The sequence below is a fragment of the Enterobacter sp. AG326 genome, assembly GCF_004362415.1.
GTDB classification, from domain to species: Bacteria; Pseudomonadota; Gammaproteobacteria; order Enterobacterales; family Enterobacteriaceae; genus Enterobacter; species Enterobacter asburiae.
Genome location: NZ_SNXG01000009.1, coordinates 82,881 through 106,195, shown reverse-complemented (window position 1 = coordinate 106,195; position 23,315 = coordinate 82,881). Strand labels below are relative to the sequence as shown.

Annotated in this window: 24 protein-coding genes; 18 read left to right on the top strand and 6 right to left on the bottom strand. The window is 56.0% G+C overall.

Annotation, left to right across the window (positions count from 1 at the left end; all coding sequences use genetic code 11):
- Positions 1 to 8: 8 nt before the first annotated feature.
- From mutL to rlmB, 11 genes are all read left to right on the top strand, one after another.
- Positions 9 to 1,853: a DNA mismatch repair endonuclease MutL gene (gene mutL, locus DFO52_RS20475; RefSeq protein ID WP_133551097.1), complete on the top strand. Its 1,845-nt coding sequence runs from the start codon at positions 9 to 11 to the stop codon at positions 1,851 to 1,853.
- Positions 1,846 to 2,796: a tRNA (adenosine(37)-N6)-dimethylallyltransferase MiaA gene (miaA, locus tag DFO52_RS20470; RefSeq protein ID WP_023310135.1), complete on the top strand. Its 951-nt coding sequence runs from the start codon at positions 1,846 to 1,848 to the stop codon at positions 2,794 to 2,796. Before mutL ends, miaA begins: the two co-directional genes overlap by 8 nt.
- A gap of 85 nt (positions 2,797 to 2,881) precedes the next feature.
- Positions 2,882 to 3,193, top strand: a complete 312-nt coding sequence (hfq, locus tag DFO52_RS20465; RefSeq protein ID WP_023334248.1) for an RNA chaperone Hfq — start codon at positions 2,882 to 2,884, stop codon at positions 3,191 to 3,193.
- A gap of 74 nt (positions 3,194 to 3,267) precedes the next feature.
- Entirely contained in the window at positions 3,268 to 4,548 is a 1,281-nt protein-coding gene (gene hflX, locus DFO52_RS20460; protein WP_023310136.1) for a ribosome rescue GTPase HflX, read from the top strand.
- Between the two features lie 56 nt (positions 4,549 to 4,604).
- A complete protein-coding gene (gene hflK / locus DFO52_RS20455) occupies positions 4,605 to 5,864 on the top strand; it encodes an FtsH protease activity modulator HflK (RefSeq protein ID WP_047646479.1) in 1,260 nt (419 codons plus the stop codon).
- A 2-nt stretch (positions 5,865 to 5,866) separates the two neighbouring features.
- Positions 5,867 to 6,871, top strand: coding sequence for a protease modulator HflC (gene hflC / locus DFO52_RS20450; RefSeq protein WP_133551096.1), 1,005 nt, complete (start codon positions 5,867 to 5,869; stop codon positions 6,869 to 6,871).
- A gap of 71 nt (positions 6,872 to 6,942) precedes the next feature.
- Complete coding sequence (locus tag DFO52_RS20445) at positions 6,943 to 7,140, top strand: DUF2065 domain-containing protein (protein WP_003855996.1); 198 nt, start codon at positions 6,943 to 6,945, stop codon at positions 7,138 to 7,140.
- A 104-nt stretch (positions 7,141 to 7,244) separates the two neighbouring features.
- The gene (locus tag DFO52_RS20440; RefSeq protein ID WP_024907332.1) at positions 7,245 to 8,543 is read left to right on the top strand and encodes an adenylosuccinate synthase; all 1,299 of its coding nucleotides are present in this window, start codon (positions 7,245 to 7,247) and stop codon (positions 8,541 to 8,543) included.
- Between the two features lie 192 nt (positions 8,544 to 8,735).
- Positions 8,736 to 9,161, top strand: a complete 426-nt coding sequence (gene nsrR, locus DFO52_RS20435) for a nitric oxide-sensing transcriptional repressor NsrR (RefSeq protein WP_023334253.1) — start codon at positions 8,736 to 8,738, stop codon at positions 9,159 to 9,161.
- Between the two features lie 38 nt (positions 9,162 to 9,199).
- Positions 9,200 to 11,644 carry a ribonuclease R gene (gene rnr, locus DFO52_RS20430; RefSeq protein WP_039261027.1) on the top strand — a complete coding sequence of 815 codons (2,445 nt, stop codon included), beginning with the start codon at positions 9,200 to 9,202 and terminating at the stop codon, positions 11,642 to 11,644.
- Positions 11,645 to 11,710: 66 nt separating this feature from the next.
- Positions 11,711 to 12,445 carry a 23S rRNA (guanosine(2251)-2'-O)-methyltransferase RlmB gene (gene rlmB, locus DFO52_RS20425; protein ID WP_028015258.1) on the top strand — a complete coding sequence of 245 codons (735 nt, stop codon included), beginning with the start codon at positions 11,711 to 11,713 and terminating at the stop codon, positions 12,443 to 12,445.
- A 91-nt stretch (positions 12,446 to 12,536) separates the two neighbouring features.
- Here the strand turns inward: rlmB and DFO52_RS20420 are convergent, their stop codons facing one another.
- On the bottom strand, positions 12,537 to 13,811 hold the full coding sequence (locus DFO52_RS20420) for an MFS transporter (RefSeq protein WP_133551095.1): 1,275 nt from the start codon (positions 13,809 to 13,811) through the stop codon (positions 12,537 to 12,539).
- A 193-nt stretch (positions 13,812 to 14,004) separates the two neighbouring features.
- On the opposite strand from DFO52_RS20420, the gene DFO52_RS20415 reads away from it, so the two are divergent.
- The gene (locus DFO52_RS20415; RefSeq protein WP_133551094.1) at positions 14,005 to 15,627 is read left to right on the top strand and encodes an isovaleryl-CoA dehydrogenase; all 1,623 of its coding nucleotides are present in this window, start codon (positions 14,005 to 14,007) and stop codon (positions 15,625 to 15,627) included.
- Here the strand turns inward: DFO52_RS20415 and DFO52_RS20410 are convergent.
- The 3 genes from DFO52_RS20410 to bsmA form a co-directional block, all read right to left on the bottom strand.
- Entirely contained in the window at positions 15,624 to 17,555 is a 1,932-nt protein-coding gene (locus DFO52_RS20410; RefSeq protein ID WP_133551093.1) for a methyl-accepting chemotaxis protein, read from the bottom strand. The two genes, DFO52_RS20415 and DFO52_RS20410, sit on opposite strands and share 4 nt — an antisense overlap.
- Before the next feature lie 172 nt (positions 17,556 to 17,727).
- The gene (gene yjfN, locus DFO52_RS20405; protein WP_029740375.1) at positions 17,728 to 18,003 is read right to left on the bottom strand and encodes a DUF1471 family protease activator YjfN; all 276 of its coding nucleotides are present in this window, start codon (positions 18,001 to 18,003) and stop codon (positions 17,728 to 17,730) included.
- A gap of 148 nt (positions 18,004 to 18,151) precedes the next feature.
- Positions 18,152 to 18,481 (bottom strand): biofilm peroxide resistance protein BsmA, encoded by a 330-nt coding sequence (bsmA, locus tag DFO52_RS20400; protein WP_029740376.1) that lies wholly within the window; start codon positions 18,479 to 18,481, stop codon positions 18,152 to 18,154.
- Positions 18,482 to 18,618: 137 nt separating this feature from the next.
- Between bsmA and yjfP the strand changes: the two genes are divergently transcribed.
- Positions 18,619 to 19,341, top strand: coding sequence for an esterase (yjfP, locus tag DFO52_RS20395; RefSeq protein WP_133551092.1), 723 nt, complete (start codon positions 18,619 to 18,621; stop codon positions 19,339 to 19,341).
- A gap of 169 nt (positions 19,342 to 19,510) precedes the next feature.
- On the opposite strand, the gene yjfY is transcribed toward yjfP, so the two are convergent.
- The gene (gene yjfY, locus DFO52_RS20390) at positions 19,511 to 19,786 is read right to left on the bottom strand and encodes a DUF1471 family protein YjfY (RefSeq protein ID WP_133551091.1); all 276 of its coding nucleotides are present in this window, start codon (positions 19,784 to 19,786) and stop codon (positions 19,511 to 19,513) included.
- 341 nt (positions 19,787 to 20,127) lie between these two features.
- On the opposite strand from yjfY, the gene rpsF reads away from it, so the two are divergent.
- Genes rpsF through rplI form a run of 4 tightly spaced genes read left to right on the top strand, consistent with a single transcriptional unit; the run spans position 20,128 to position 21,567 of the window.
- Positions 20,128 to 20,523, top strand: coding sequence for a 30S ribosomal protein S6 (rpsF, locus tag DFO52_RS20385; protein WP_014068637.1), 396 nt, complete (start codon positions 20,128 to 20,130; stop codon positions 20,521 to 20,523).
- Positions 20,524 to 20,529: 6 nt separating this feature from the next.
- Positions 20,530 to 20,844, top strand: a complete 315-nt coding sequence (priB, locus tag DFO52_RS20380) for a primosomal replication protein N (protein ID WP_008502895.1) — start codon at positions 20,530 to 20,532, stop codon at positions 20,842 to 20,844.
- Between the two features lie 4 nt (positions 20,845 to 20,848).
- Positions 20,849 to 21,076: a 30S ribosomal protein S18 gene (gene rpsR / locus DFO52_RS20375; protein ID WP_000135199.1), complete on the top strand. Its 228-nt coding sequence runs from the start codon at positions 20,849 to 20,851 to the stop codon at positions 21,074 to 21,076.
- A gap of 41 nt (positions 21,077 to 21,117) precedes the next feature.
- Positions 21,118 to 21,567 carry a 50S ribosomal protein L9 gene (gene rplI, locus DFO52_RS20370; RefSeq protein ID WP_023310148.1) on the top strand — a complete coding sequence of 150 codons (450 nt, stop codon included), beginning with the start codon at positions 21,118 to 21,120 and terminating at the stop codon, positions 21,565 to 21,567.
- A 67-nt stretch (positions 21,568 to 21,634) separates the two neighbouring features.
- On the opposite strand, the gene DFO52_RS20365 is transcribed toward rplI, so the two are convergent.
- Positions 21,635 to 22,279, bottom strand: coding sequence for an OapA family protein (locus DFO52_RS20365; protein WP_133551090.1), 645 nt, complete (start codon positions 22,277 to 22,279; stop codon positions 21,635 to 21,637).
- Positions 22,280 to 22,512: 233 nt separating this feature from the next.
- Here DFO52_RS20365 and fklB point away from each other — a divergent pair, with 233 nt between their 5' ends.
- Positions 22,513 to 23,133, top strand: coding sequence for an FKBP-type peptidyl-prolyl cis-trans isomerase (fklB, locus tag DFO52_RS20360; protein WP_208110479.1), 621 nt, complete (start codon positions 22,513 to 22,515; stop codon positions 23,131 to 23,133).
- The last annotated feature ends 182 nt before the right edge of the window (positions 23,134 to 23,315 follow it).

Genomic DNA, 23,315 nt, shown 5'->3' with positions numbered 1-23,315 from the left:
GAGAATTCATGCCGATTCAGGTTCTACCGCCGCAGCTCGCGAACCAAATCGCCGCCGGTGAGGTGGTGGAACGCCCTGCGTCGGTGGTGAAGGAGCTGGTGGAAAACAGCCTCGATGCGGGCGCCACCCGCATCGATATTGATATCGAACGCGGTGGCGCGAAGCTTATCCGTATTCGCGACAACGGCTGTGGCATTAAAAAAGAGGAGCTGGCGCTGGCGCTGGCCCGTCACGCCACCAGTAAAATCGCCTCTCTGGACGATCTGGAAGCGATTATTAGCCTCGGTTTTCGCGGCGAAGCGCTGGCCAGTATCAGCTCCGTTTCGCGCTTAACGCTGACCTCCCGTACCGCTGAACAGCAGGAAGCCTGGCAGGCTTACGCCGAAGGGCGCGATATGGATGTGACGGTGAAACCCGCGGCGCACCCTGTCGGCACGACGCTGGAAGTCCTGGATCTGTTCTACAACACCCCCGCCCGACGCAAGTTTATGCGTACCGAGAAGACCGAGTTCGGCCATATCGACGAGATCATTCGCCGTATCGCGCTGGCCCGCTTCGATGTCACCATTAATCTCAGCCATAACGGCAAGGTGATGCGCCAGTATCGCGCGGTGACAGAAGGTGGACAGAAAGAGCGTCGTTTGGGGGCCATCTGCGGTACGCCGTTTCTGGAACAGGCGCTGGCCATTGAGTGGCAGCACGGCGATCTGGCGTTACGCGGCTGGGTTGCCGATCCAAACGCGAGCAGTGCTGTGTTCTCTGAAATTCAGTATTGCTACGTGAACGGCCGCATGATGCGCGACCGTCTCATCAATCACGCGATTCGCCAGGCCTGCGAAGACAAACTCGGGGCCGATCAGCAGCCAGCTTTCGTCCTTTATCTGGAAATCGACCCCCATCAGGTAGATGTAAACGTTCATCCTGCCAAGCATGAGGTGCGGTTCCACCAGTCGCGTCTGGTTCACGACTTCATTTATCAGGGCGTGGCCGCTGTGTTGCAGCAGCAGGCAGAACCAACGCTGCCGCTGGAGAATGACGCCCCTGCACCGCGTCCGCTGCCGGAAAACCGTGTCGCGGCAGGGCGCAACCATTTTGCGGAGCCTGCCGTCGCGCGTGAACCGGAGGCCCAGCGTTTCTCCCCGGCAGGGAGCGCACCGCGTCCAACGGGCGCGAACTACCCGAATGCCCAGCCCGGCTATCAGAAGCAGCAGGGCGCGTTATACCGCAAGCTGCTGGAAACGCCAGCCGTGGAGCGTAAAGAGCACATTCCGCCCGCTCAGCCTTCTCTGGACGGTCATAGCCAGAGTTTTGGCCGGGTGCTGACGATTATCGCGCCGGATATGGCACTGCTTGAGCGTGACGGCAAATTGATGCTTCTGGCACTGCCGGTCGCCGAACGCTGGCTCAAGCAGGTGCAGCTCACGCCAGGCGAAAATGCAGCCTGCGCGCAGCCGCTCTTAATTCCGGTTCGCCTGAAAATATCCCCTGAAGAAACAAGGGTATTGCAGCGCGCAGAGCCGCAGCTGGCGCAAATGGGTATTGAAATTGTGCTCGAACCACAACATGTGACAATTCGTGCAGTGCCTTTACCCTTACGCCAACAAAATTTACAAAACTTGATTCCTGAACTGATAGGCTACCTGGCGCAGCAAACATCGTTTGATGCCGCCAACACCGCGCAGTGGATCGCCCGCCATCTGGCAAGCGAACACGCGCCGTGGAGTATGGCGCAGGCCATTAGCGTGCTGGCGGAGGTGGAACGCCTCTGTCCGCATCTGGTGAAGACGCCGCCGGGTGGGTTATTACAACCTGTTGATTTACAAACGGCGATGAATGCCCTGAAACATGATTGACGCAAGTAAGGCGAGCCTGCCTAAGGCAATTTTTTTAATGGGCCCAACGGCCTCCGGCAAAACGGCGCTAGCCATTGAGTTGCGTAAAGTTTTGCCTGTAGAGTTGATTAGCGTCGACTCCGCCCTCATCTACCGAGGGATGGACATCGGCACGGCGAAGCCTGACGCAGAAGAGTTGCGTGCGGCACCGCACCGTTTGCTGGATATTCTCGACCCGGCTCAGGCCTATTCCGCAGCGGATTTCCGCCGGGATGCCTTAGCCGAAATGGCCGAGATAACGGCGGCGGGACGTATACCGCTGTTGGTTGGCGGAACCATGCTCTATTTCAAGGCGTTGCTGGAGGGGTTGTCACCTCTGCCATCCGCGGATCCGGAAATAAGAGCGAAAATTGAGCAGCAGGCGGCAGAGCAGGGTTGGGACGTTCTGCATCAGCAACTGGCGGAGATTGACCCGGTTGCAGCAGCACGGATCCATCCAAATGATCCGCAAAGGCTTTCCCGGGCACTGGAAGTTTTTTTCATTTCGGGTAAAACTTTAACGGAACTGACGCAAACGTCAGGAGACGCTCTGCCGTATCAGGTGCATCAGTTCGCCATCGCCCCGGCGAGCCGTGAACTGCTCCATCAGCGAATTGAGCAGCGTTTTCATCAGATGTTAGCTTCAGATTTTGAAGCAGAAGTGCGGGCGCTATTTGCCCGTGGAGATTTGCATACGGACATGCCTTCCATTCGTTGTGTGGGATACCGCCAGATGTGGTCGTATCTTGAAGGTGAGATTTCATACGATGAAATGGTTTATAGAGGTGTTTGCGCCACGAGACAGTTAGCGAAGCGCCAGATCACCTGGTTGCGCGGTTGGGAGGGGGTTCACTGGTTAGACAGTGAAAAACCGCAACAGGCGTTAAACGAAGTGATTGAGGTTGTTGGTGATATCGCTCACTGAATGTGTACAATTGAGACGTATCGTGCGCAATTTTTCAGAATCGCAAGGTTCTAAGTACAAAACAAGCATATAAGGAAAAGATAGAATGGCTAAGGGGCAATCTTTACAAGATCCGTTCCTGAACGCATTGCGTCGGGAACGTGTTCCAGTTTCTATTTATTTGGTGAATGGTATTAAGCTGCAAGGTCAGATTGAGTCTTTCGATCAGTTTGTGATTCTGTTGAAAAACACGGTCAGTCAGATGGTCTACAAGCACGCTATTTCTACTGTTGTTCCGTCCCGTCCGGTATCTCATCACAGCAATAACGCTGGCGGCGGCACTGGTAGTAACTACCATCATGGCAGCAGCGCGCAGGGTTCTTCAACGCCGGCGCAGGACAGCGACGAAACCGAATAAGGTTTCGCACTGTTATCCACACGGGGAGCCAGGGATCCTGCGTTCCCCGCTGATCTTTTTAGAGAGGTTTACGCTTGTTTGACCGTTATGATGCCGGTGAGCAGGCGGTGCTGGTACACATCTATTTTTCGCAAGACAAAGATATGGAAGACCTCCAGGAGTTTGAATCTCTGGTCTCTTCCGCCGGTGTCGAAGCAATGCAGGTGATTACCGGTAGCCGTAAAGCGCCGCACCCAAAGTATTTTGTTGGTGAAGGTAAAGCAGTCGAAATTGCGGATGCCGTAAAAGCAACCGGCGCGTCAGTCGTGTTGTTTGATCATGCGCTGTCTCCAGCCCAGGAGCGCAACCTGGAAGCCCTTTGCGAATGCCGTGTTATCGATCGCACGGGTTTGATTTTAGATATTTTTGCTCAGCGTGCACGTACCCACGAAGGGAAACTGCAGGTTGAGCTGGCGCAGCTGCGCCATCTGGCAACGCGTCTGGTGCGTGGCTGGACACACCTTGAAAGACAAAAAGGCGGGATTGGTTTGCGCGGCCCGGGTGAAACCCAGCTCGAAACCGACCGTCGTTTGCTGCGTGGCCGAATTACCCAGATCCTCTCACGTCTGGAACGTGTAGAGAAACAGCGCGAACAGGGGCGTCGGGCGCGAACCAAAGCCGATATCCCGACGGTGTCGCTGGTGGGCTATACCAACGCCGGTAAATCCACCCTGTTTAACCAGATAACCGAGGCCCAGGTTTATGCCGCAGACCAGCTGTTTGCGACCCTGGACCCTACGCTGCGCCGTATTGACGTTGCAGACGTCGGTGAAACGGTGCTGGCGGATACCGTAGGGTTTATTCGCCATCTGCCGCATGACCTGGTGGCGGCGTTTAAAGCCACCCTGCAGGAGACGCGACAGGCGACTCTGCTGCTGCACGTGATTGATGCAGCAGACGTGCGCGTGCAGGAGAATATCGACGCGGTGAACGTGGTGCTCGAAGAGATCGACGCCCATGAGATCCCAACGCTGTTGGTCATGAACAAGATCGATATGCTGGACGATTTCGAACCGCGTATCGACAGAGATGAAGAAAACAAACCGATTCGGGTCTGGCTTTCTGCCCAGACCGGTATTGGTGTGCCACTGCTTTTCCAGGCTTTGACAGAACGTCTTTCCGGTGAGGTAGCTCAGCACACGCTGCGACTGCCGCCACAGGAAGGCAGGCTGCGCAGCCGGTTTTATCAGCTTCAGGCGATAGAAAAAGAGTGGATGGAGGATGACGGCAGCGTGGGGATGCAGGTGCGTATGCCGATCGTTGACTGGCGTCGCCTCTGTAAACAAGAACCTGCGCTGGTCGACTATATCGTCTGATCAGAAAGGGGATGCCTGAATAATTCGCCCTTGCATAACAAATATGGAGCATATACATGGCGTGGAATCAGCCCGGTAATAACGGACAAGACCGCGACCCGTGGGGAAGCAGCAAACCTGGCGGCAACTCTGAGGGAAATGGCAACAAAGGTGGTCGCGAGCAGGGGCCGCCGGATCTGGATGATATCTTCCGCAAACTGAGCAAGAAGCTTGGCGGCCTTGGCGGAGGAAAAGGTTCTGGCTCGGGTGGCAATTCCACTCAGAGTTCGCGCCCGCCAATGGGTGGCCGCGTAGTCGGCATCGTGGCCGCTGCGGTAGTCATCATCTGGGCAGCCAGCGGGTTCTACACCATTAAAGAAGCAGAACGCGGCGTGGTCACCCGTTTCGGTAAGTTCAGCCATCTGGTTGAGCCGGGTCTGAACTGGAAGCCGACCTTCATTGACGATGTGACCGCGGTAAACGTGGAATCCGTCCGTGAACTGGCCGCCTCTGGCGTGATGCTGACCTCTGACGAAAACGTGGTGCGCGTTGAGATGAACGTGCAGTACCGCGTGACCGATCCTGAGCGTTATCTGTTTAGCGTGACCAGCGCCGATGACAGCCTGCGCCAGGCGACCGACAGCGCCCTGCGCGGTGTGATCGGTAAATACACCATGGACCGTATTCTGACCGAAGGTCGTACCGTTATTCGTAGCGATACCCAGCGCGAGCTGGAAGAGACCATTCGTCCGTACAACATGGGTATTACCCTGCTGGACGTCAACTTCCAGGCTGCGCGTCCGCCGGAAGAGGTGAAAGCCGCATTTGACGATGCGATTGCTGCCCGTGAAAACGAACAGCAGTACATCCGTGAAGCAGAAGCGTACACCAACGAAGTTCAGCCACGCGCTAACGGTCAGGCGCAGCGTATTCTGGAAGAAGCGCGCGCGTATAAGACGCAGACCATCCTGGAAGCTCAGGGTGAAGTGGCCCGCTTCGCGAAGATCCTGCCGGAATATAAAGCGGCACCGGAAATTACCCGTGAGCGTCTCTATATCGAGACCATGGAAAAAGTGCTGAGCCACACCCGCAAAGTGTTGGTTAACGACAGTAAAGGCGGAAACCTGATGGTTCTGCCGCTGGATCAGATGCTGAAAGGCGGTTCTGCACCAGCAGCGAAAGGCGACACCAGCGGCGCGAACAACCTGCTGCGTCTGCCGCCAGCCTCATCAGGCAGCGCCAGCACGAACACAACGCCTTCTTCGAACGATGGTGACATTATGGACCAACGCCGTGCTAACGCGCAGCGTAACGACTACCAGCGTCAGGGGGAATAAGGATGCGTAAGTCAGTTATTGCGATCATCATCATCGTACTGGTCGCGCTTTATACCTCGATTTTTGTGGTGAAAGAAGGCGAGCGTGGGATTAAGTTCCAGTTCAGCAGCGTCGTGCGTGATGGCGACAAACGCCCGGTGATTTACGAGCCGGGTCTGCACTTCAAGGTGCCGTTCATTCAGTCAGTGAAAACGCTTGATGCGCGTATCCAGACCATGGATAACCAGGCCGACCGTTTCGTGACCAAAGAGAAGAAAGACCTGATCGTTGATTCCTATATCAAATGGCGCATCAGCGACTTCAGCCGTTACTTCCTGGCAACGGGCGGCGGTGACGTTTCTCAGGCAGAAGTGCTGCTGAAACGTAAGTTCTCTGACCGTCTGCGTTCCGAGATTGGTCGTCTGGATGTGAAAGACATCGTGACCGACTCCCGCGGTCGTCTGACCCTGGAAGTTCGCGATGCGCTGAACTCCGGTACAGCGGGCACTGAAGATGAAGTTTCAACGCCGGCAGCAGATGATGCGATTGCCAAAGCGGCTGAACGCGTTCAGGCGGAGACCAACGGTAAAGTGCCGGTGATCAACCCGAACAGTATGGCTGCGCTGGGTATCGAAGTGGTTGACGTGCGTATCAAGCAGATCAACCTGCCAGCGGAAGTGTCCGAGGCGATTTACAACCGTATGCGCGCCGAGCGTGAGGCGGTAGCCCGTCGTCACCGTTCACAGGGCCAGGAAGAGGCTGAGAAGCTGCGTGCAGCAGCGGACTATGAAGTCACCAAGACGCTGGCGGAATCTGAGCGTCAGGGCCGTATCCTGCGCGGTGAAGGCGATGCCGAAGCGGCGAAGCTGTTTGCTGATGCTTTCAGCCAGGATCCTGACTTCTACGCCTTTATCCGTAGCCTGCGCGCTTACGAGAATAGCTTCCAGAGCAACCAGGATGTGATGGTGCTCAGCCCGGACAGCGATTTCTTCCGTTATATGAAGACGCCGACTAACGCAACGCGATAAACTCAGGCTCGTTTGAGTATTCAAACCACCGCTCTCAACGGAGCGGTGGTTTTCTTTTATAAGGAATAAAAATGAATTCAACGATCTGGCTCGCACTGGCTTTGGTCCTGGTGCTGGAAGGTCTTGGACCGATGCTTTATCCGCGCGCCTGGCGCCGAATGATCGCCACGATGAGCCAGCTGCCGGATAATATTTTGCGTCGTTTTGGCGGCGGTCTTGTGGTTGCGGGCATCGTGATCTACTACATGTTGAGGAAAACGATTGGCTGATCAAAAAGTAGGCGCAATCGGCGTATTTTGAGGTCAAAAAGTGCTGTATATCTGAAAAAGCGATGGTAGAATCCATTTTTAAGCAAACGGTGATTTTGAAAAAAATGGGTAACAACGTCGTCGTACTGGGCACCCAATGGGGTGACGAAGGTAAAGGGAAGATTGTTGATCTTCTGACTGAACGGGCTAAATATGTTGTACGCTACCAGGGCGGTCACAACGCAGGCCATACTCTCGTAATCAACGGTGAAAAAACCGTCCTCCATCTTATTCCATCAGGCATTCTTCGTGATAACGTCACCAGCATCATCGGTAACGGCGTTGTGCTGTCTCCTGCTGCGCTGATGAAAGAGATGAAAGGTCTGGAAGACCGTGGTATCCCTGTTCGTGAGCGTCTGCTGCTCTCCGAAGCCTGCCCGCTGATCCTGGATTATCACGTGGCGCTGGACGTAGCGCGTGAGAAAGCGCGCGGCGCGAAAGCGATCGGCACCACCGGTCGTGGTATCGGTCCGGCTTACGAAGATAAAGTTGCACGTCGCGGTCTGCGCGTGGGCGACCTCTTCGACAAAGCAACCTTCGCTGAAAAACTGAAAGAAGTGATGGAATATCACAACTTCCAGCTGGTGAACTTCTACAAAGCTGACGCTGTTGACTACCAGAAAGTGCTGGATGACGTCATGGCGATCGCTGACATTCTGACCGGTATGGTTGTTGATGTGTCCGATCTGCTGGACCAGGCGCGCAAGCGTGGCGATTTCGTCATGTTCGAAGGTGCGCAGGGTACGCTGCTGGACATCGACCACGGTACCTATCCGTACGTTACCTCCTCTAACACCACTGCAGGTGGCGTGGCGACCGGCTCTGGCCTGGGTCCACGTTATGTGGATTACGTGCTGGGCATCATCAAAGCGTACTCCACTCGCGTGGGTGCGGGTCCATTCCCGACCGAGCTGTTTGATGAAACCGGCGAGTTCCTCTGCAAGCAGGGTAACGAGTTTGGCGCGACCACCGGTCGTCGTCGTCGTACCGGCTGGCTGGATGCGGTTGCAGTGCGTCGCGCAGTGCAGATCAACTCCCTGTCTGGCTTCTGCCTGACCAAGCTGGACGTACTGGACGGCCTGAAAGAAGTGAAAATCTGCGTAGGCTACCGTATGCCAGATGGCCGCGAAGTGACCACCACTCCGCTGGCTGCTGACGACTGGGAAGGCATTGAGCCAATCTACGAAACCATGCCGGGCTGGTCTGAGACCACTTTCGGTGTGAAAGAGCGTAGCGGCCTGCCGCAGGCGGCGCTGGATTACATCAAGCGTATTGAAGAACTGACCGAAGTGCCGATCGATATTATTTCTACCGGCCCGGATCGTACTGAAACGATGATCCTGCGCGACCCGTTCGACGCATAATCTTCGTGAATGCTGGCCTGCGGGGTGACCCGTAGGCCGGATAAGCGTAGCGCCATCCGGCGACCGCTCCTGGATCTCTGCTTTTTCGCCCCGTCTGTCAAATAAATTAGCCGCTCACTATCTGGCTGGTTTATCATCATTAATGAATATCTCTGCGGTTTGACCGCGTTTTCCCTTTTTCCTGAGGTTGATGTGCAGTTAACAAGTTTCACCGATTACGGCTTACGTGCGCTGATTTACATGGCGTCGTTACCCGAGGGGAAGATGACCAGTATCTCTGAAGTCACAGAGGTTTACGGCGTATCCCGTAATCATATGGTCAAAATAATCAATCAACTTAGTCGTGCCGGATACGTTGCTGCCGTCCGCGGGAAGAATGGTGGGATCCGTCTCGGTAAACCGGCACAGAGTATTCGTGTGGGCGATGTGGTACGTGAACTGGAGCCGCTGTCTCTGGTGAACTGTAGCAGCGAGTTCTGCCACATCACGCCCGCTTGCCGCCTGAAAAAGGCGCTTTCAAAGGCCGTGCAAAGTTTTCTTATGGAACTGGATAACTACACGCTGGCCGATTTGGTTGAAGAGAATCAACCGCTTTATAAATTATTGCTGGTGGAATGAAGAAAATTTCCACCGGAGCTGACAACGGAGGAACCGACATGTCACATGATCCTTTCCAGGAACGCGAAGCCGAAAAATACGCGAATCCTATTCCCAGCCGCGAGTTCATCATTGAACACTTAACAAAACGCGAAAAACCCGCCAATCGTGAAGAACTTGCCGTTGAATTAAACATTGAAGGTGAAGAGCAAATTGAAGCCCTTCGCCGCCGTCTGCGCGCAATGGAGCGTGACGGGCAGCTGGTCTTTACCCGCCGCCAGTGCTACGCGCTGCCAGAACGCCTCGATCTGCTGAAAGGGACCGTCATTGGTCACCGCGATGGCTTCGGCTTCCTGCGCGTGGAAGGCCGTAAAGACGATCTGTACCTCTCATCTGAACAGATGAAGATGTGTATCCACGGCGACCAGATCCTGGCGCAGCCGCTGGGCGCTGACCGTAAAGGCCGCCGCGAAGCGCGCGTCGTGCGCGTTCTGGTGCCAAAAACCAGCCAGATCGTCGGCCGCTACTTTACCGACGCTGGCGTGGGCTTCGTGGTGCCGGACGACAGCCGCCTGAGCTTCGACATTCTGATCCCACCTGAAGAGGTGATGGGCGCCCGCATGGGCTTTGTGGTGGTGGTCGAACTCACCCAGCGCCCAACCCGTCGCACCAAAGCGGTAGGTAAAATCGTCGAAGTGCTTGGCGACAACATGGGCACAACCATGGCCGTTGATATGGCGCTGCGTACCCATGAAATTCCGTACATCTGGCCGAAAGCGGTTGAAGAGCAGATCGAAAGCCTGCGCGAAGAAGTGCCGGAAGAGTCCAAAGTGGGCCGCGTGGATCTGCGCTCCCTGCCGCTGGTCACTATCGACGGTGAAGACGCCCGCGACTTCGATGACGCCGTCTACTGCGAGAAAAAACGCGGCGGCGGCTGGCGTCTGTGGGTTGCTATCGCTGACGTAAGCTATTACGTCCGTCCGCACACCCCGCTGGATAACGAAGCCCGCAGCCGCGGTACGTCGGTCTACTTCCCGTCCCAGGTCGTGCCGATGCTGCCGGAAGTGCTGTCTAACGGCCTGTGTTCCCTGAACCCGCAGGTTGACCGCCTCTGTATGGTTTGCGAGATGACCATCTCCACCAAAGGGCGCTTAACCGGCTACAAGTTCTACGAAGCGGTGATGAGCTCGCACGCGCGTCTGACCTATACCAAGGTCTGGCATATGCTGCAGGGCGACCAGGATCTGCGCGAACAGTACGCGCCGCTGGTCAAACATATCGAAGAGCTGCATAACCTCTACAAAACGCTGGATCAGGCGCGTGAAGAGCGCGGCGGGATCTCGTTTGAGAGTGAAGAGGCGAAATTCATTTTCAACGCCGAACGCCGTATTGAGCGTATCGAGCAGACCCAGCGTAACGACGCGCACAAGCTGATCGAAGAGTGTATGATTCTGGCGAACATCTCGGCGGCACGTTTCGTCGAGAAAGCCAAAGAGCCTGCGCTGTTCCGTATTCACGATAAGCCGACCACGGAAGCCATTACGTCGTTCCGCTCCGTGCTGGCTGAACTGGGTCTGGAACTGCCTGGAGGCAACAAGCCAGAGCCGCGCGATTACGCCGAGCTGCTGGAGTCTATTGGTGACCGTCCTGACGCAGAAATGCTGCAGACGATGCTGCTGCGCTCTATGAAGCAGGCGATTTACGATCCGGAAAACCGCGGGCACTTCGGCCTGGCGCTGCAGTCTTACGCCCACTTTACCTCGCCGATCCGTCGTTATCCTGACCTCTCTCTGCACCGTGCGATCAAGTATCTGCTGGCGCAGGAGCAGGGCCATAAAGGGAACACCACCGAAACCGGTGGCTACCATTATTCGATGGAAGAGATGCTGCAGCTGGGTCAGCACTGCTCCATGGCCGAACGTCGTGCCGATGAAGCAACCCGCGACGTGGCGGACTGGCTGAAGTGTGACTTTATGCTCGATCAGGTAGGTAACGTCTTTAAAGGCGTGATTGCCAGCGTGACCGGCTTTGGTTTCTTCGTTCGTCTGGACGAGCTGTTCATCGACGGTCTGGTGCATGTCTCCAGCCTGGATAACGACTACTACCGCTTCGACCAGGTCGGCCAGCGCCTGATTGGCGAATCTGGCGGCCAGACCTACCGTCTGGGCGACCGTGTGGAAGTGAAGGTCGAAGCCGTGAATATGGACGACCGTAAGATCGACTTCAGCCTGATTTCCAGCGAGCGCGCGCCGCGTAACGTCGGTAAAACCGAGCGTGAAAGGGCGAAAAAAACCGGTAACGGTAAACCGGGCGGCGGTAAACGTCGTCAGGCGGGCAAGAAGGTAAACTTCGAACCGGACAGCGCGTTCCGCGGCGAGAAGAAACAGAAGCCGAAGGCTGCGAAGAAAGAAGCTCGTTCAGCGAAAAAACCTTCCGCGAAAACGCAGAAAATCGCTGCCGCCACCAAAGCGAAGCGCGCGGCCAAGAAAAAGCAGGCGGAGTAAATTCTCCCCTCACCCTGACCCTCTCCCCAACGGGGGGAGGGGAAATACTTATTACGAGAACCATCAATGAGTGAAATGATTTACGGCATCCACGCGGTGCAGGCCCTTCTCGAGCGCGCACCGGAGCGTTTTCAGGAAGTGTTTATTCTGAAAGGGCGTGAAGATAAGCGTCTGATGCCGCTGATCCACGCGCTGGAAGCGCAGGGCGTGGTGATTCAGCTGGCGAACCGCCAGTTCCTGGATGAGAAAAGCGAAGGCGCGGTGCACCAGGGGATCATTGCCCGAGTGAAGCCGGGTCGACAGTATCAGGAAAACGATCTGCCGGATCTGATTGCCGAGCTCGAGAATCCGTTCTTCCTGATCCTCGATGGCGTAACCGATCCGCACAACCTCGGCGCGTGCCTGCGTAGCGCCGATGCGGCGGGCGTGCACGCGGTGATCGTGCCGAAAGATCGCTCCGCGCAGCTGAACGCGACGGCGAAGAAGGTGGCCTGCGGCGCGGCGGAAAACGTTCCGCTGATCCGTGTGACCAACCTCGCGCGCACCATGCGTCTGCTGCAGGAAGAGAATATCTGGATCGTCGGTACCGCCGGTGAAGCGGATCATACTCTGTACCAGAGCAAAATGACCGGCCGTCTGGCGCTGGTGATGGGTGCGGAAGGCGAAGGCATGCGTCGTCTCACCCGCGAGCACTGCGACGAGCTGATCAGCATCCCGATGGCGGGCAGCGTGTCGTCCCTGAACGTTTCCGTTGCGACGGGCATCTGCCTGTTTGAAGCGGTGCGTCAGCGCGGAGAATAAACAGCAAGGCCGTCCACAGGACGGCCTTTTGTGTTTTTTCCCTCTCCCTTGTGGGAAATGGGCGGGGTGAGGGCACCAGACGGTGAAAAACTCACTCCTCCAGCGACCGCAAATGGTCATCCTTCCTCAGCGTCATCAGCGCGAAAATACTTACTACCGCCGTCGCCATCACGTAATACGCCGGAATATCCAGGTTGCCCGTCTGCTTAATCAGCCCGGTAATGATTAGCCCTGCGCATCCCGAGAAAATCGCGTTCGACAACGAGTAGGCCAGCCCCAGCCCCGTATAGCGCACGCGCGTCGGGAACATCTCAGACAGCATCGCCGGGCCCGGCCCCGCCAGCATTCCTACCAGACCGCCCGCAATCAGTACCACACCAGCCTTCACCGCCAGCGTGCTCGACTCCGCCTGCAGGATTTTCAGCAGCGGCAGGGCGAGGATCAGCAGCAGCGCGGTGGCGATAATCATTACCGTGCGGCGCCCGATCCGGTCGCTCAGGATCCCCGACGGAATGATGGTGAGTGCAAAACCAATATTCGAAATCACCGCTATCAGCAGCGCCTGGTTAAACCCGGTGTGCAGCGCCGACTGCAGATAGGTCGGCATAATCACCAGGTAGGTGTACCCCGCCGCAGACCAGACCATGACGCGCCCAATCCCCATCACGATGGCCCGGAGCGTGGCGGCAGTATCCGCCTCAGCGACAGCCGGTTTATCCTGCTGCTGCACGAAGCTGGGCGTTTCCTCCATGCTGACCCGAAGCCACAGCGCAACGATGCCCATGGGCAGCGCCAGGAAGAAAGGAATGCGCCAGCCCCAGTCGTGCAGGGCTTCAGGCGTGAGAAGGGCGGAGAGCAGCGCCACGATGCCTGCGCCTGCTAAAAGCCCCAGCGCCACGGTAAAGGACTGCCACGCGCCATAGAGCCCACGCTTGCCGCGCGGGGCGAACTCCGTCATCAGCGAGACCGCACCGCCGTACTCGCCGCCCGCGAACAGCCCCTGCAGGATGCGCAGCAGCGTAATAATGAGCGGCGCGGCAATCCCGATGCTGGCATAGACCGGCACAACGCCGATGGCGGCGGTAGCGAGCGTCATCAATACCAGCACAATGATTAGCGTCGGCTTACGGCCAATCCGGTCGCCGATGCGGCCAAACACCACCGCACCCAGCGGGCGGAAGAAGAAGGCGATGGCAAACGAGGCGTAGGTGAGGATCAGGCTGGTCAGCCCCGCTTCTCCTTCAAGCTGGAAGAAGTTTTTCGCAATGACGGTCGCCAGAAAACCGTAGACCGCAAACTCATACCACTCGATAAAGTTACCAATGGAGCCTGCAATTAATGCTCGCTTGTGCGCATCCGGTTGCATAACGATCCTCACTGAAAAGGGTAAGAATAAATTATTCAACAAAAGCGAAGTCATGAAATAGTTTATTCTTATGTTCTGTGAGCTATTTCACGAATGATATCAGCGGGATCGTGAACGTGTGACTCCCCTCCCATGCAGCGTGCGCGCGGTCTGTCCATACTTATCGTCATTGCCACTGAAGGAGGGAGACAGCATGCACTGGCAGACCCATACCGTTTTCAATCAACCTGCACCGCTTTCCAACAGCAACCTTTTCCTCTCGGACTGCGCCCTGCGCGATGCGGTCGCGCGTGAAGGGGCCGAGTGGGATATTGAGCTGCTCGCCAGCATCGGACAGCAGTTAGGCACCGCGGAGTCGCTGGAGCTGGGCCGGTTGGCAAACGTCAACCCGCCCGAGCTGTTACGCTATGACGCCACCGGAGAGCGGCTGGACGACGTGCGTTTTCATCCGGCATGGCATCTGCTGATGCAGGGGCTTTGCGCCAACCGCGTGCATAACCTGGCGTGGGAAGAGGAGGCGCGTAAAGGGTCGTTTGTCGCTCGGGCCGCACGCTTTGTGCTTCATGCTCAGGTGGAGGCGGGCACGCTTTGCCCGGTCACCATGACGTTCGCCGCCACGCCGCTGCTGCAGCAGGCGCTCCCCAAAGCATTTCACGACTGGCTGACGCCGCTGCTCAGCGATCGCTACGATCCGCATCTGGCCCCCGGTGCGCAAAAGCGCGGCCTGCTGATTGGCATGGGGATGACGGAAAAGCAGGGCGGCTCGGACGTGCTCAGCAACACCACCAAAGCGGAAAAATGCAGCGACGGCAGCTACAGGCTGGTGGGGCATAAATGGTTTTTCTCCGTCCCGCAAAGCGATGCGCATCTGGTGCTGGCCCAGGCGAAGGGCGGGCTATCCTGCTTTTTTGTGCCGCGCTTTTTGCCTGACGGACAGCGCAACGCCGTGCGTCTTGAGCGCCTCAAGGACAAGCTCGGGAACCGCTCCAACGCCAGCAGCGAGGCGGAGTTTCTTGATGCCTCTGGCTGGCTGCTGGGGGAAGAGGGCGAAGGGGTACGGCAGATCCTCAAAATGGGCGGTCTGACGCGCTTTGACTGCGCGCTGGGCAGCCACGGACTGATGCGTCGGGCGCTTTCGGTGGCGCTGTACCATGCCCATCAGCGTCAAACCTTCGGCAAAAATCTCATCGATCAGCCGTTAATGCGCGAAGTGCTAAGCCGGATGGCGCTGGTGCTGGAGGGGCACACGGCGCTGCTGTTCCGCCTGGCCCGCGCGTGGGACAAGCGTGCCGATCCGCAGGAGGCCGCCTGGGCGCGGCTGTTTACCCCGGCGGCGAAATTTAGCGTCTGTAAAGCGGGCATCCCGTTTGTCGCGGAGGCGATGGAGGTGCTGGGCGGGATCGGATATTGCGAAGAGAGCGAACTTCCCCGCCTGTACCGCGAGATGCCGGTGAACAGTATTTGGGAAGGATCGGGAAATATCATGTGCCTGGACGTGCTGCGCGTGCTGGCGAAGCAGCCGGGTATTCACGATCTGCTTGCCGACGAGTTTGCGCAGGTGAAAGGGCAGGACAGACACTTCGACCGCAGCTGGCGACAGCTTCAGCAAAAACTGCGTAAACCTCAGGAGGCGCAGGGCCGGGAGATCGCGCAGCAGCTTTTCTTGCTGGGTACCGGAAGCCAGATGCTGCGGCACGCATCGCCCCCGGTGGCGCAGGCGTGGTGCCGCATGATGCTGGACACCCGTGGCGGTACGCTGATGAGCGAGCAGGTGCAAAGCGACCTGCTGCTGCGTGCGACGGGCAGAGTTGGCTAGCCTTTTAACTGGAACAGACTCACCAGCTGAGTCAGGTGTGAACCCTTCTCGCGCAGCGTTTGAGCGGTTTGTTCGCTGCGTGAGATGCGATCGGCATTGATATGCGACGCTTCGCCAATATGGGTCATGGCGAGGTTCACCTGGCCGATCCCGGCGGACTGCTCGCGTGAGGCATGGTTAATCTCGGTGACCAGCTGGCTGATGTTATCGATATGAATGATGATGTCATCCATCGCCAGGCGCGTCTGTTCAGACAGCGCATGACCCTCACTCACTTTTCTGAGCGTATCGCCAATTAGCTGTTCAATCTCCTTCACCGCGTTAGCGCTGCGTCCCGCCAGCGCGCGAACTTCCTGCGCGACAACCGCAAACCCTTTTCCGTGCTCGCCTGCGCGGGCCGCTTCCACTGCCGCATTCAGCGCCAGAATATTGGTCTGGAAGGCAATGGACTCGATCACGCGCGTGATGTCTTCGATGCGTTTTGACGCTTCGCGAATGTCGTCCATGGTCGACACCGCGTGGGTGACCGTTTCACCGCCCTGATGGACCGCGAGCGAGGTTTCACCCACCAGCTGCTGCGTTTGCTCCATATTGGCGGCATTTTGCTGAACGGTGGCGGCCAGCTGCTCCATGCTGGCAGACGTCTCTTCCACGCTGCTGGCCTGCTTGTTGATCTGCTCTGAAATCTCGCCAGTGTCGGCTGCCAGCGCGTTGGTGCCCAAATGGATCTCGCCTGCTGCCTCACGAACCTGCAGGACAATTTTTTGCAGGCCGCCGCCGATGCCGTTGATAGCATCGATCAGCTGGCCGACTTCGTCCTGGCGGGTCACGGGCAGGCTGGAACGGAGATCCCCTGCGGCATATTGTCGGGCAAGATGGATAACGTTGCGCAGTGGACGGGTCAGCACGCGGCGAATAATGACCACGAACAGGCCAGCAAAAAGGATGGATAAGACCACGCCGGCCAGCAGGAAGCGATCGCGCATGGCGGTAACGCTTGAGAGCAGCACCGATTTATCCACTTCGCCCACGATCGTCCAGTTCCAGCCCGGCAGCGGGGTATACGCCATTTTCAGCGTCCGGCCGTCGTCGCTTGTACGCTCCAGCGTGCCGGGTTTGTCACCCAGAAGCTGCTGCTGCGTCGCGCCGTCCCACTTCGGCAGTTTTCCCTCTTCGCTGGCATGGAACAGGTATTGCCCGCGCGTTTTGCCGTTGCTGCGATCCAGAACGAAGAAGTGACCGCTCTCGCCCAGGCGGCGGTTGAGGATTTTCTCGCGCATGACGTCCCAGGAGTGGGTGATGTCCACCCCGACAAAGACAATCGCAATGACCTGCCCTTCGGCATTTTTAACGGGCTGGTACTGGGTGATGTAGCGTTTGCCGAACAGCAGCGCCAGGCCGCGGTAGACTTCACCTTTGTTGACGGCAGCAAAGGCCGGGCTGGCGTTATCCAGAACGGTGCCCATTGCCCGATCGCCGTTCTCTTTGCGCAGGGAAGTGGCTACGCGAACAAAGTCGTTACCGCTGCGTACAAACAGCGTCGAAATGGCTCCCGTACGGTTCAGGAACTCGTCCGAAAGGGTGTTATTTTCATGCAGCCCGGTGTCTCCGCCTTTCAGAAGCGGAACGCTGAGCCCGTTAATCGTCTGGGTTTGGGAAGTATCAATGTTCAGGGGCTGCGGTAAAAAGGTGGTAAACAGACGGGTATAGCTCTCAACCTCTTCACTCAGGCTGGTATTAAACATCTGCACCATGTCGACCATGCCGGTGGACTGATTATGCAGATCTTCGACCGCAAGGGCTTCAAGCTGCTGGCTGGCTTTTTGGCTGAGCAGAAAAGTGAATAGCAGAAACAGCGTGGCGACACTGACGCCAGTTAGCAGCGAGAGTTTCGACCCCAGGCCCGCACGGCGGAAAAAGTTGATCATAAATTGCTCATCATTGAAAAGTTATGGTTCTTCAACGGCAGAGCGGGGATTACGTTTACTGTTTTAATGTAACAAAATGTTATTTAATTGTTCTTTATTGGTTTTATATAAGATAAAAAATTTGCAAAAACGAAAAGCCACTAAAAGTAAGTGGCTTTTATCAGAAGGGAGATTACACGTAGAGAATGGCCTGTACCCGCCAGCGATCGATATGGTTATCTTCCTGCATCTGGATGATGCGATACCATGAAGCACCCTGCTCATCGGCCTTTAATGCCACGACACGTTCAACGTCTTGCGGGCTCCCCGAGATATTATTCACGGAGATCTGGCCAATTTCATTCAGGCCAGTCACGCAATCAGCACTGGCGAATTCTGCTGACTGCGCGGTGGTGCTCAGCAGGCCTGCTGAGAGCAACAGTGAGGTCAAAGCAAGAGTTCGTTTCATCGTCAGCTCCATTTCACATATATCCGGTATCCGCCGGGCAATCCTTCGCTAATAAACTCCCTTCCATTGATGCGGGCGTGGAGTTTATTGTGGACAGGAAAATGTCTATGGACGCAAAGCAGTGTAAATCTCGTTCAAAGGAAAACCATTATTTACGGTACAAAATGGCCTGTGAATACCACTGTCCCGTTATGATGGTTTCGTCGATCATAATGATGACGTAATAATCTGCTTTGGCGGCGACGGCCTGTGCTTTTATTGCCGATTCTGCGTCATCCGGAGAGCCGCGAACCAGCGCGGAGATGGTGCCCATTCGTTGTAATCCTTCCGTCTGATTACGACGAATCTCCTGTGGATGATCGGCGACCGGTGGAGCGGGTTGCGGCGTTCCCTGCAGCGCGCTACAGCCACTCAGCAGAAACACCAGCAATAAAGCAGCAAACCTGCGCATAACCATATCTCGTTTCCTGATAGCCATAGTGTAGTTGTCTGTGAATTTAGTTTTGGGGGAATGTTCCCGAAGTGTTATCTGGTACGTATATTTCGAATGAAAATGACGCGAAAGCGTAATCCAGTTCTCAACATTATGAATCATAGATTCGCACAGGGTCGACAATGATTGAAATTGAAATACGCCACCTCGGCGACCATGAAATTTTACACGCGATGCCAGCGGGTAAACGTGATAAACCGCTGCCTGTTGTGGTTTTTTATCATGGGTTTACCTCATCGAAGCTGGTTTACAGTTATTTTGCGGTAGCGCTGGCGCAGGCGGGTTTTCGCGTGGTGATGCCAGATGCACCCGACCACGGCGCACGCTTTACGGGTAATGAACAGGCGCGGCTGGGGCAGTTCTGGCAGATTCTGCACGGGAGCCTGACCGAGTTTGCCGGGCTGCGCGATGCGCTTTATGAGGCTGGGCTGGTGGCCGACAATCGTCTGGCGGTAGCCGGGGCATCGATGGGCGGTATGACGGCGCTGGGGATTATGACGCATCATCCTGAAGTGAAGTCTGTCGCCTGTCTGATGGGCTCGGGTTACTTTACTTCGCTGGCGAAGACCCTTTTCCCCCCTCAGGATTTAACGAAAATGACCGCGACGCTGGCAGAGTGGGAAGTGACCCGGGCATTGCCGCGCGTGGCCGAGCGCCCGCTGCTGCTGTGGCACGGTGACGCGGATGATGTGGTCCCGCCCGAGGGAACCTTCCGTCTGCAGCAGGCGTTAATGAATGAAGGGCTGGACGGTAATCTGACCTGCCTGTGGGAACCGGGCGTCCGCCACCGCATTACGCCAACGGCGCTGGACGCCACGGTGGCGTTTTTCCGCCAGCACCTGTAAACGCGCAGGACTTTGATGTCCTTATCTTCCCGCTTGTGGAGGATCTTTGAGGGGCTATTTGACCGGTAGTATTCCGGAGCCATTCACAAAAAAAAGCCCCCGGGCAGGGGGCAACGTCATCTATGGCTATGTTCTCGTTGTTGGCTTTCCTGGTGCTAGCGTTAAAGCGTTATCGGTAAATATCTGCACGGGCGTGCATGTTGCCGTTGCTGCCGGGCTCACGGGTTAACATCACGTGGTAATAGGTTGCGCCCTGCGCATCGGTTTCTGCGTTTAATGCCTGATCTGCTTCACTTTCCGTGGCGAAATTATGATTGATGTAAATTACGCCCAAGCTTTGCACATCATCCATGTTTCTGGCCTGTCGGCTGTCTATCTTGATGGCTGCCATCGCGTTTGCACTGAGCAAAAGCGCCGCCATTATGGCTAATGCGATTTTTTTCATGATATGCGCTCCACGACTACGTGCTGCGAGAGGGGGGATGCTCCTTCTTTAATTCAGGCGATCTCTGATTAAAGTGTAATCACTCATCCGGCGGGGATGCGTGACCATTTCTGATGCACTTGTTCAAAAAAACATCGTTTCCGGGTGTGACTAATTTTAAATCACCCACTTAGACCCGCTTCGCGCTTTGTGCGAATTATTTGTGCAATCAGCTTGAGTTTCCAGGGGCGCGCAAGTATTATGACGCGTCAATTTTTCAGCCGACCTTTAACACGTTCCTTGCCTCCCCGGGCCTCGGCTGACCCAGACAGGAGGCTGAATAATCCGTAAGGAGCAATTCGATGCGTCATTACGAAATCGTTTTTATGGTCCATCCTGACCAGAGCGAACAGGTTCCGGGTATGATCGAGCGTTACTCTGCTGCCATCACTGGTGCAGAAGGTACGATCCACCGTCTGGAAGACTGGGGCCGCCGTCAGCTGGCTTACCCGATCAACAAACTGCACAAAGCACACTACGTTCTGATGAACGTTGAAGCGCCGCAGGAAGTGATCGATGAGCTGGAAACTACCTTCCGCTTCAACGATGCCGTTATCCGCAGCATGGTTATGCGTACCAAAAACGCAGTTACCGAAGCATCTCCGATGGTTAAAGCGAAAGACGAGCGCCGTGAGCGTCGCGATGATTTCGCAAACGAAACCGCAGATGATTCTGATGCTGGGGATTCTGAAGAGTAATTTCTGATGACCAACCGTCTGGCGTTGTCCGGCATCGTATGCAGGGCTCCCCTTCGAAAGGTCAGTCCATCAGGAATTCCGCATTGCCAGTTCGTGCTTGAGCATCGTTCTGTGCAAGAGGAAGCCGGGTTTCACCGGCAGGCGTGGTGCCAAATGCCCGTTATTATTAGCGGACACGAAAACCAGGCCATTACTCACAGTTTAACGGTCGGTAGCGCAGTAATCGTTCAGGGGTTCATCTCTTGCCACAAGGCAAAGAACGGCCTGAGCAAAATGGTTCTGCATGCCGAGCAGATTGATTTGATAGATTCTGGAGACTAGCCATATGGCACGTTATTTCCGTCGTCGCAAGTTCTGCCGTTTCACCGCGGAAGGCGTTCAAGAGATCGACTATAAAGATATCGCAACGCTGAAAAACTACATCACCGAAAGCGGTAAGATTGTCCCAAGCCGTATCACCGGTACTCGTGCAAAATACCAGCGTCAGCTGGCTCGCGCTATCAAACGCGCTCGCTACCTGTCCCTGCTGCCGTACACTGATCGTCATCAGTAATCGGGCACGGTCCATTAATACGACTTTAAGAGGATAAGGTAATGCAAGTTATTCTGCTTGATAAAGTAGCAAACCTGGGCAGCCTGGGTGATCAGGTTAACGTTAAAGCGGGTTACGCACGTAACTTCCTGGTTCCACAGGGTAAAGCTGTTCCAGCTACCAAGAAAAACGTAGAGTTTTTCGAAGCACGTCGCGCTGAACTGGAAGCCAAACTGGCTGACGTTCTGGCGGCTGCTAACGCTCGCGCTGAAGCAATCAACGCACTGGGCACCGTTACCATCGCGTCTAAATCAGGCGACGAAGGTAAACTGTTCGGTTCCATCGGTACCCGCGATATCGCTGATGCAGTTTCTGCAGCAGGCGTTAAAGTGGCTAAGAGCGAAGTTCGTCTGCCGAACGGCGTTCTGCGTACCACTGGTGAGCACGAAGTTGACTTCCAGGTTCACAGCGAAGTGTTCGCTAAACTGGTTGTTAACGTTGTAGCTGAGTAATTTTTTACTCTGCTCACGTTGAAACGCCGGCCTTGTGCCGGCGTTTTGCTTTTTAGAGAACCGGGCTTTAGCGCGCCCTGATAAAACTGCCGTCTGGCTGGCGGGTAAACAGTACCTGTTGTCCACTTCCCGTATCAATCGTTAACCCTGTCACCACCCCGCTGGCATTCTGGCGAATCTGTACCATCTGACCATTCTGCAGGTTACTGAGCGGTTTACCCGCACCTTCCACCTTCGCCATGGCATACACGTCGGTTGGCGGCAGGTTGTGGTCGCGGAACAGCTGTGCCAGAGTTTTACCCGGCTCTACGCGATAAGAACGCCACTGTTGCTCAATGCCGGTGGGCTGTTGCGCCTGAGGCTGAGACGGGGCGGCGGCTTGATCCTGCGGCTGTTCATCCTGAATAGGTTCTGGCTCAACCGGCGCGACCTGACCCGGATCGTTAGACGGGGTAACGAGCTGCGTCTGCATCGGCTGTGCGTCAGGCTGAGGCCGCGTCTGCGACTGAATGTCCAGTTGGGCATTGCGGGTGACGGGTGCGGTATCAATATCATCGCCCCCGGAAGGAAGCAGGAAGCCCACGATCACCATCAGCGCGCCAATGATGATCCCTCTGCGATGCAGAGGAGGCAGCGGGTCCATGATGCGAAAATTGTCCGGCGCCTGCCAGATTTTCGCCAGGGTAGGTTTCAGTTCAAATCGCCCGGGCATGGCACTCCTCCTGCTCCGCGTATTTTTTATCCTGTGCCCCGAAGTATAGTTTGCTAACTGCCTGAACGGCGTAGTAAACCCGACATCCGTGACATCAGTTCGGGATTAATCCTGGTTATCTCTATTGTTTCTGTTTCGTCGCGGTTTGTCACCTTAACTTCAGACAAAGTTTTACCCATAAGGGCATGGCTGATATGCTGCCCGCTACTTTAAATGTGATGGAAGGAAAACCCATGACCACCCCGACTTTTGACACTATCGAAGCGCAGGCAAGTTACGGTATCGGCTTGCAGGTAGGACAGCAGCTGAGCGAATCCGGCCTGGAAGGTCTGTTACCAGAAGCGCTGGTGGCGGGTATCGCTGACGCGCTGGAAGGCAAACAGCCTGCCGTTCCGGTAGACGTTGTGCACCGTGCGCTGCGTGAAATCCACGAACGTGCTGACGCCGTGCGTCGCGCGCGCTTCGAAGAGATGGCGGCCGAAGGTGTGAAATATATGGAAGAGAACCGTGAGCGTGAAGGCGTGAACAGCACCGAATCCGGTCTGCAGTTCCGCGTGATCAATCAGGGCGACGGCGCAATCCCGGCGCGTACCGATCACGTTCGCGTGCATTACACCGGTAAACTGATCGATGGTACCGTGTTCGACAGCTCCGTGGCGCGCGGTGAACCGGCTGAGTTCCCGGTCAACGGCGTGATCGCAGGCTGGATCGAAGCTCTGACCCTGATGCCAGTGGGTTCCAAATGGGAACTGACTATCCCGCATAACCTGGCCTACGGCGAGCGCGGCGCTGGCGCGTCCATTCCGCCATTCAGCACCCTGGTCTTTGAAGTCGAGCTGCTGGAAATTCTGTAATCGACTTTTCTTATTTCCTCTCCCCGGTTGGGGAGAGGAAAATAGTGTTAAAACCTATAGTTACGACGTAATCAATATTTTATCTTGCAAATGAAACTGTTGCGTGTATTTTTGTGAGCTGTTTCGCGCTGTATGAGTGATATGACACTCACTTTCAACATATTATTAACATAATATCTAAA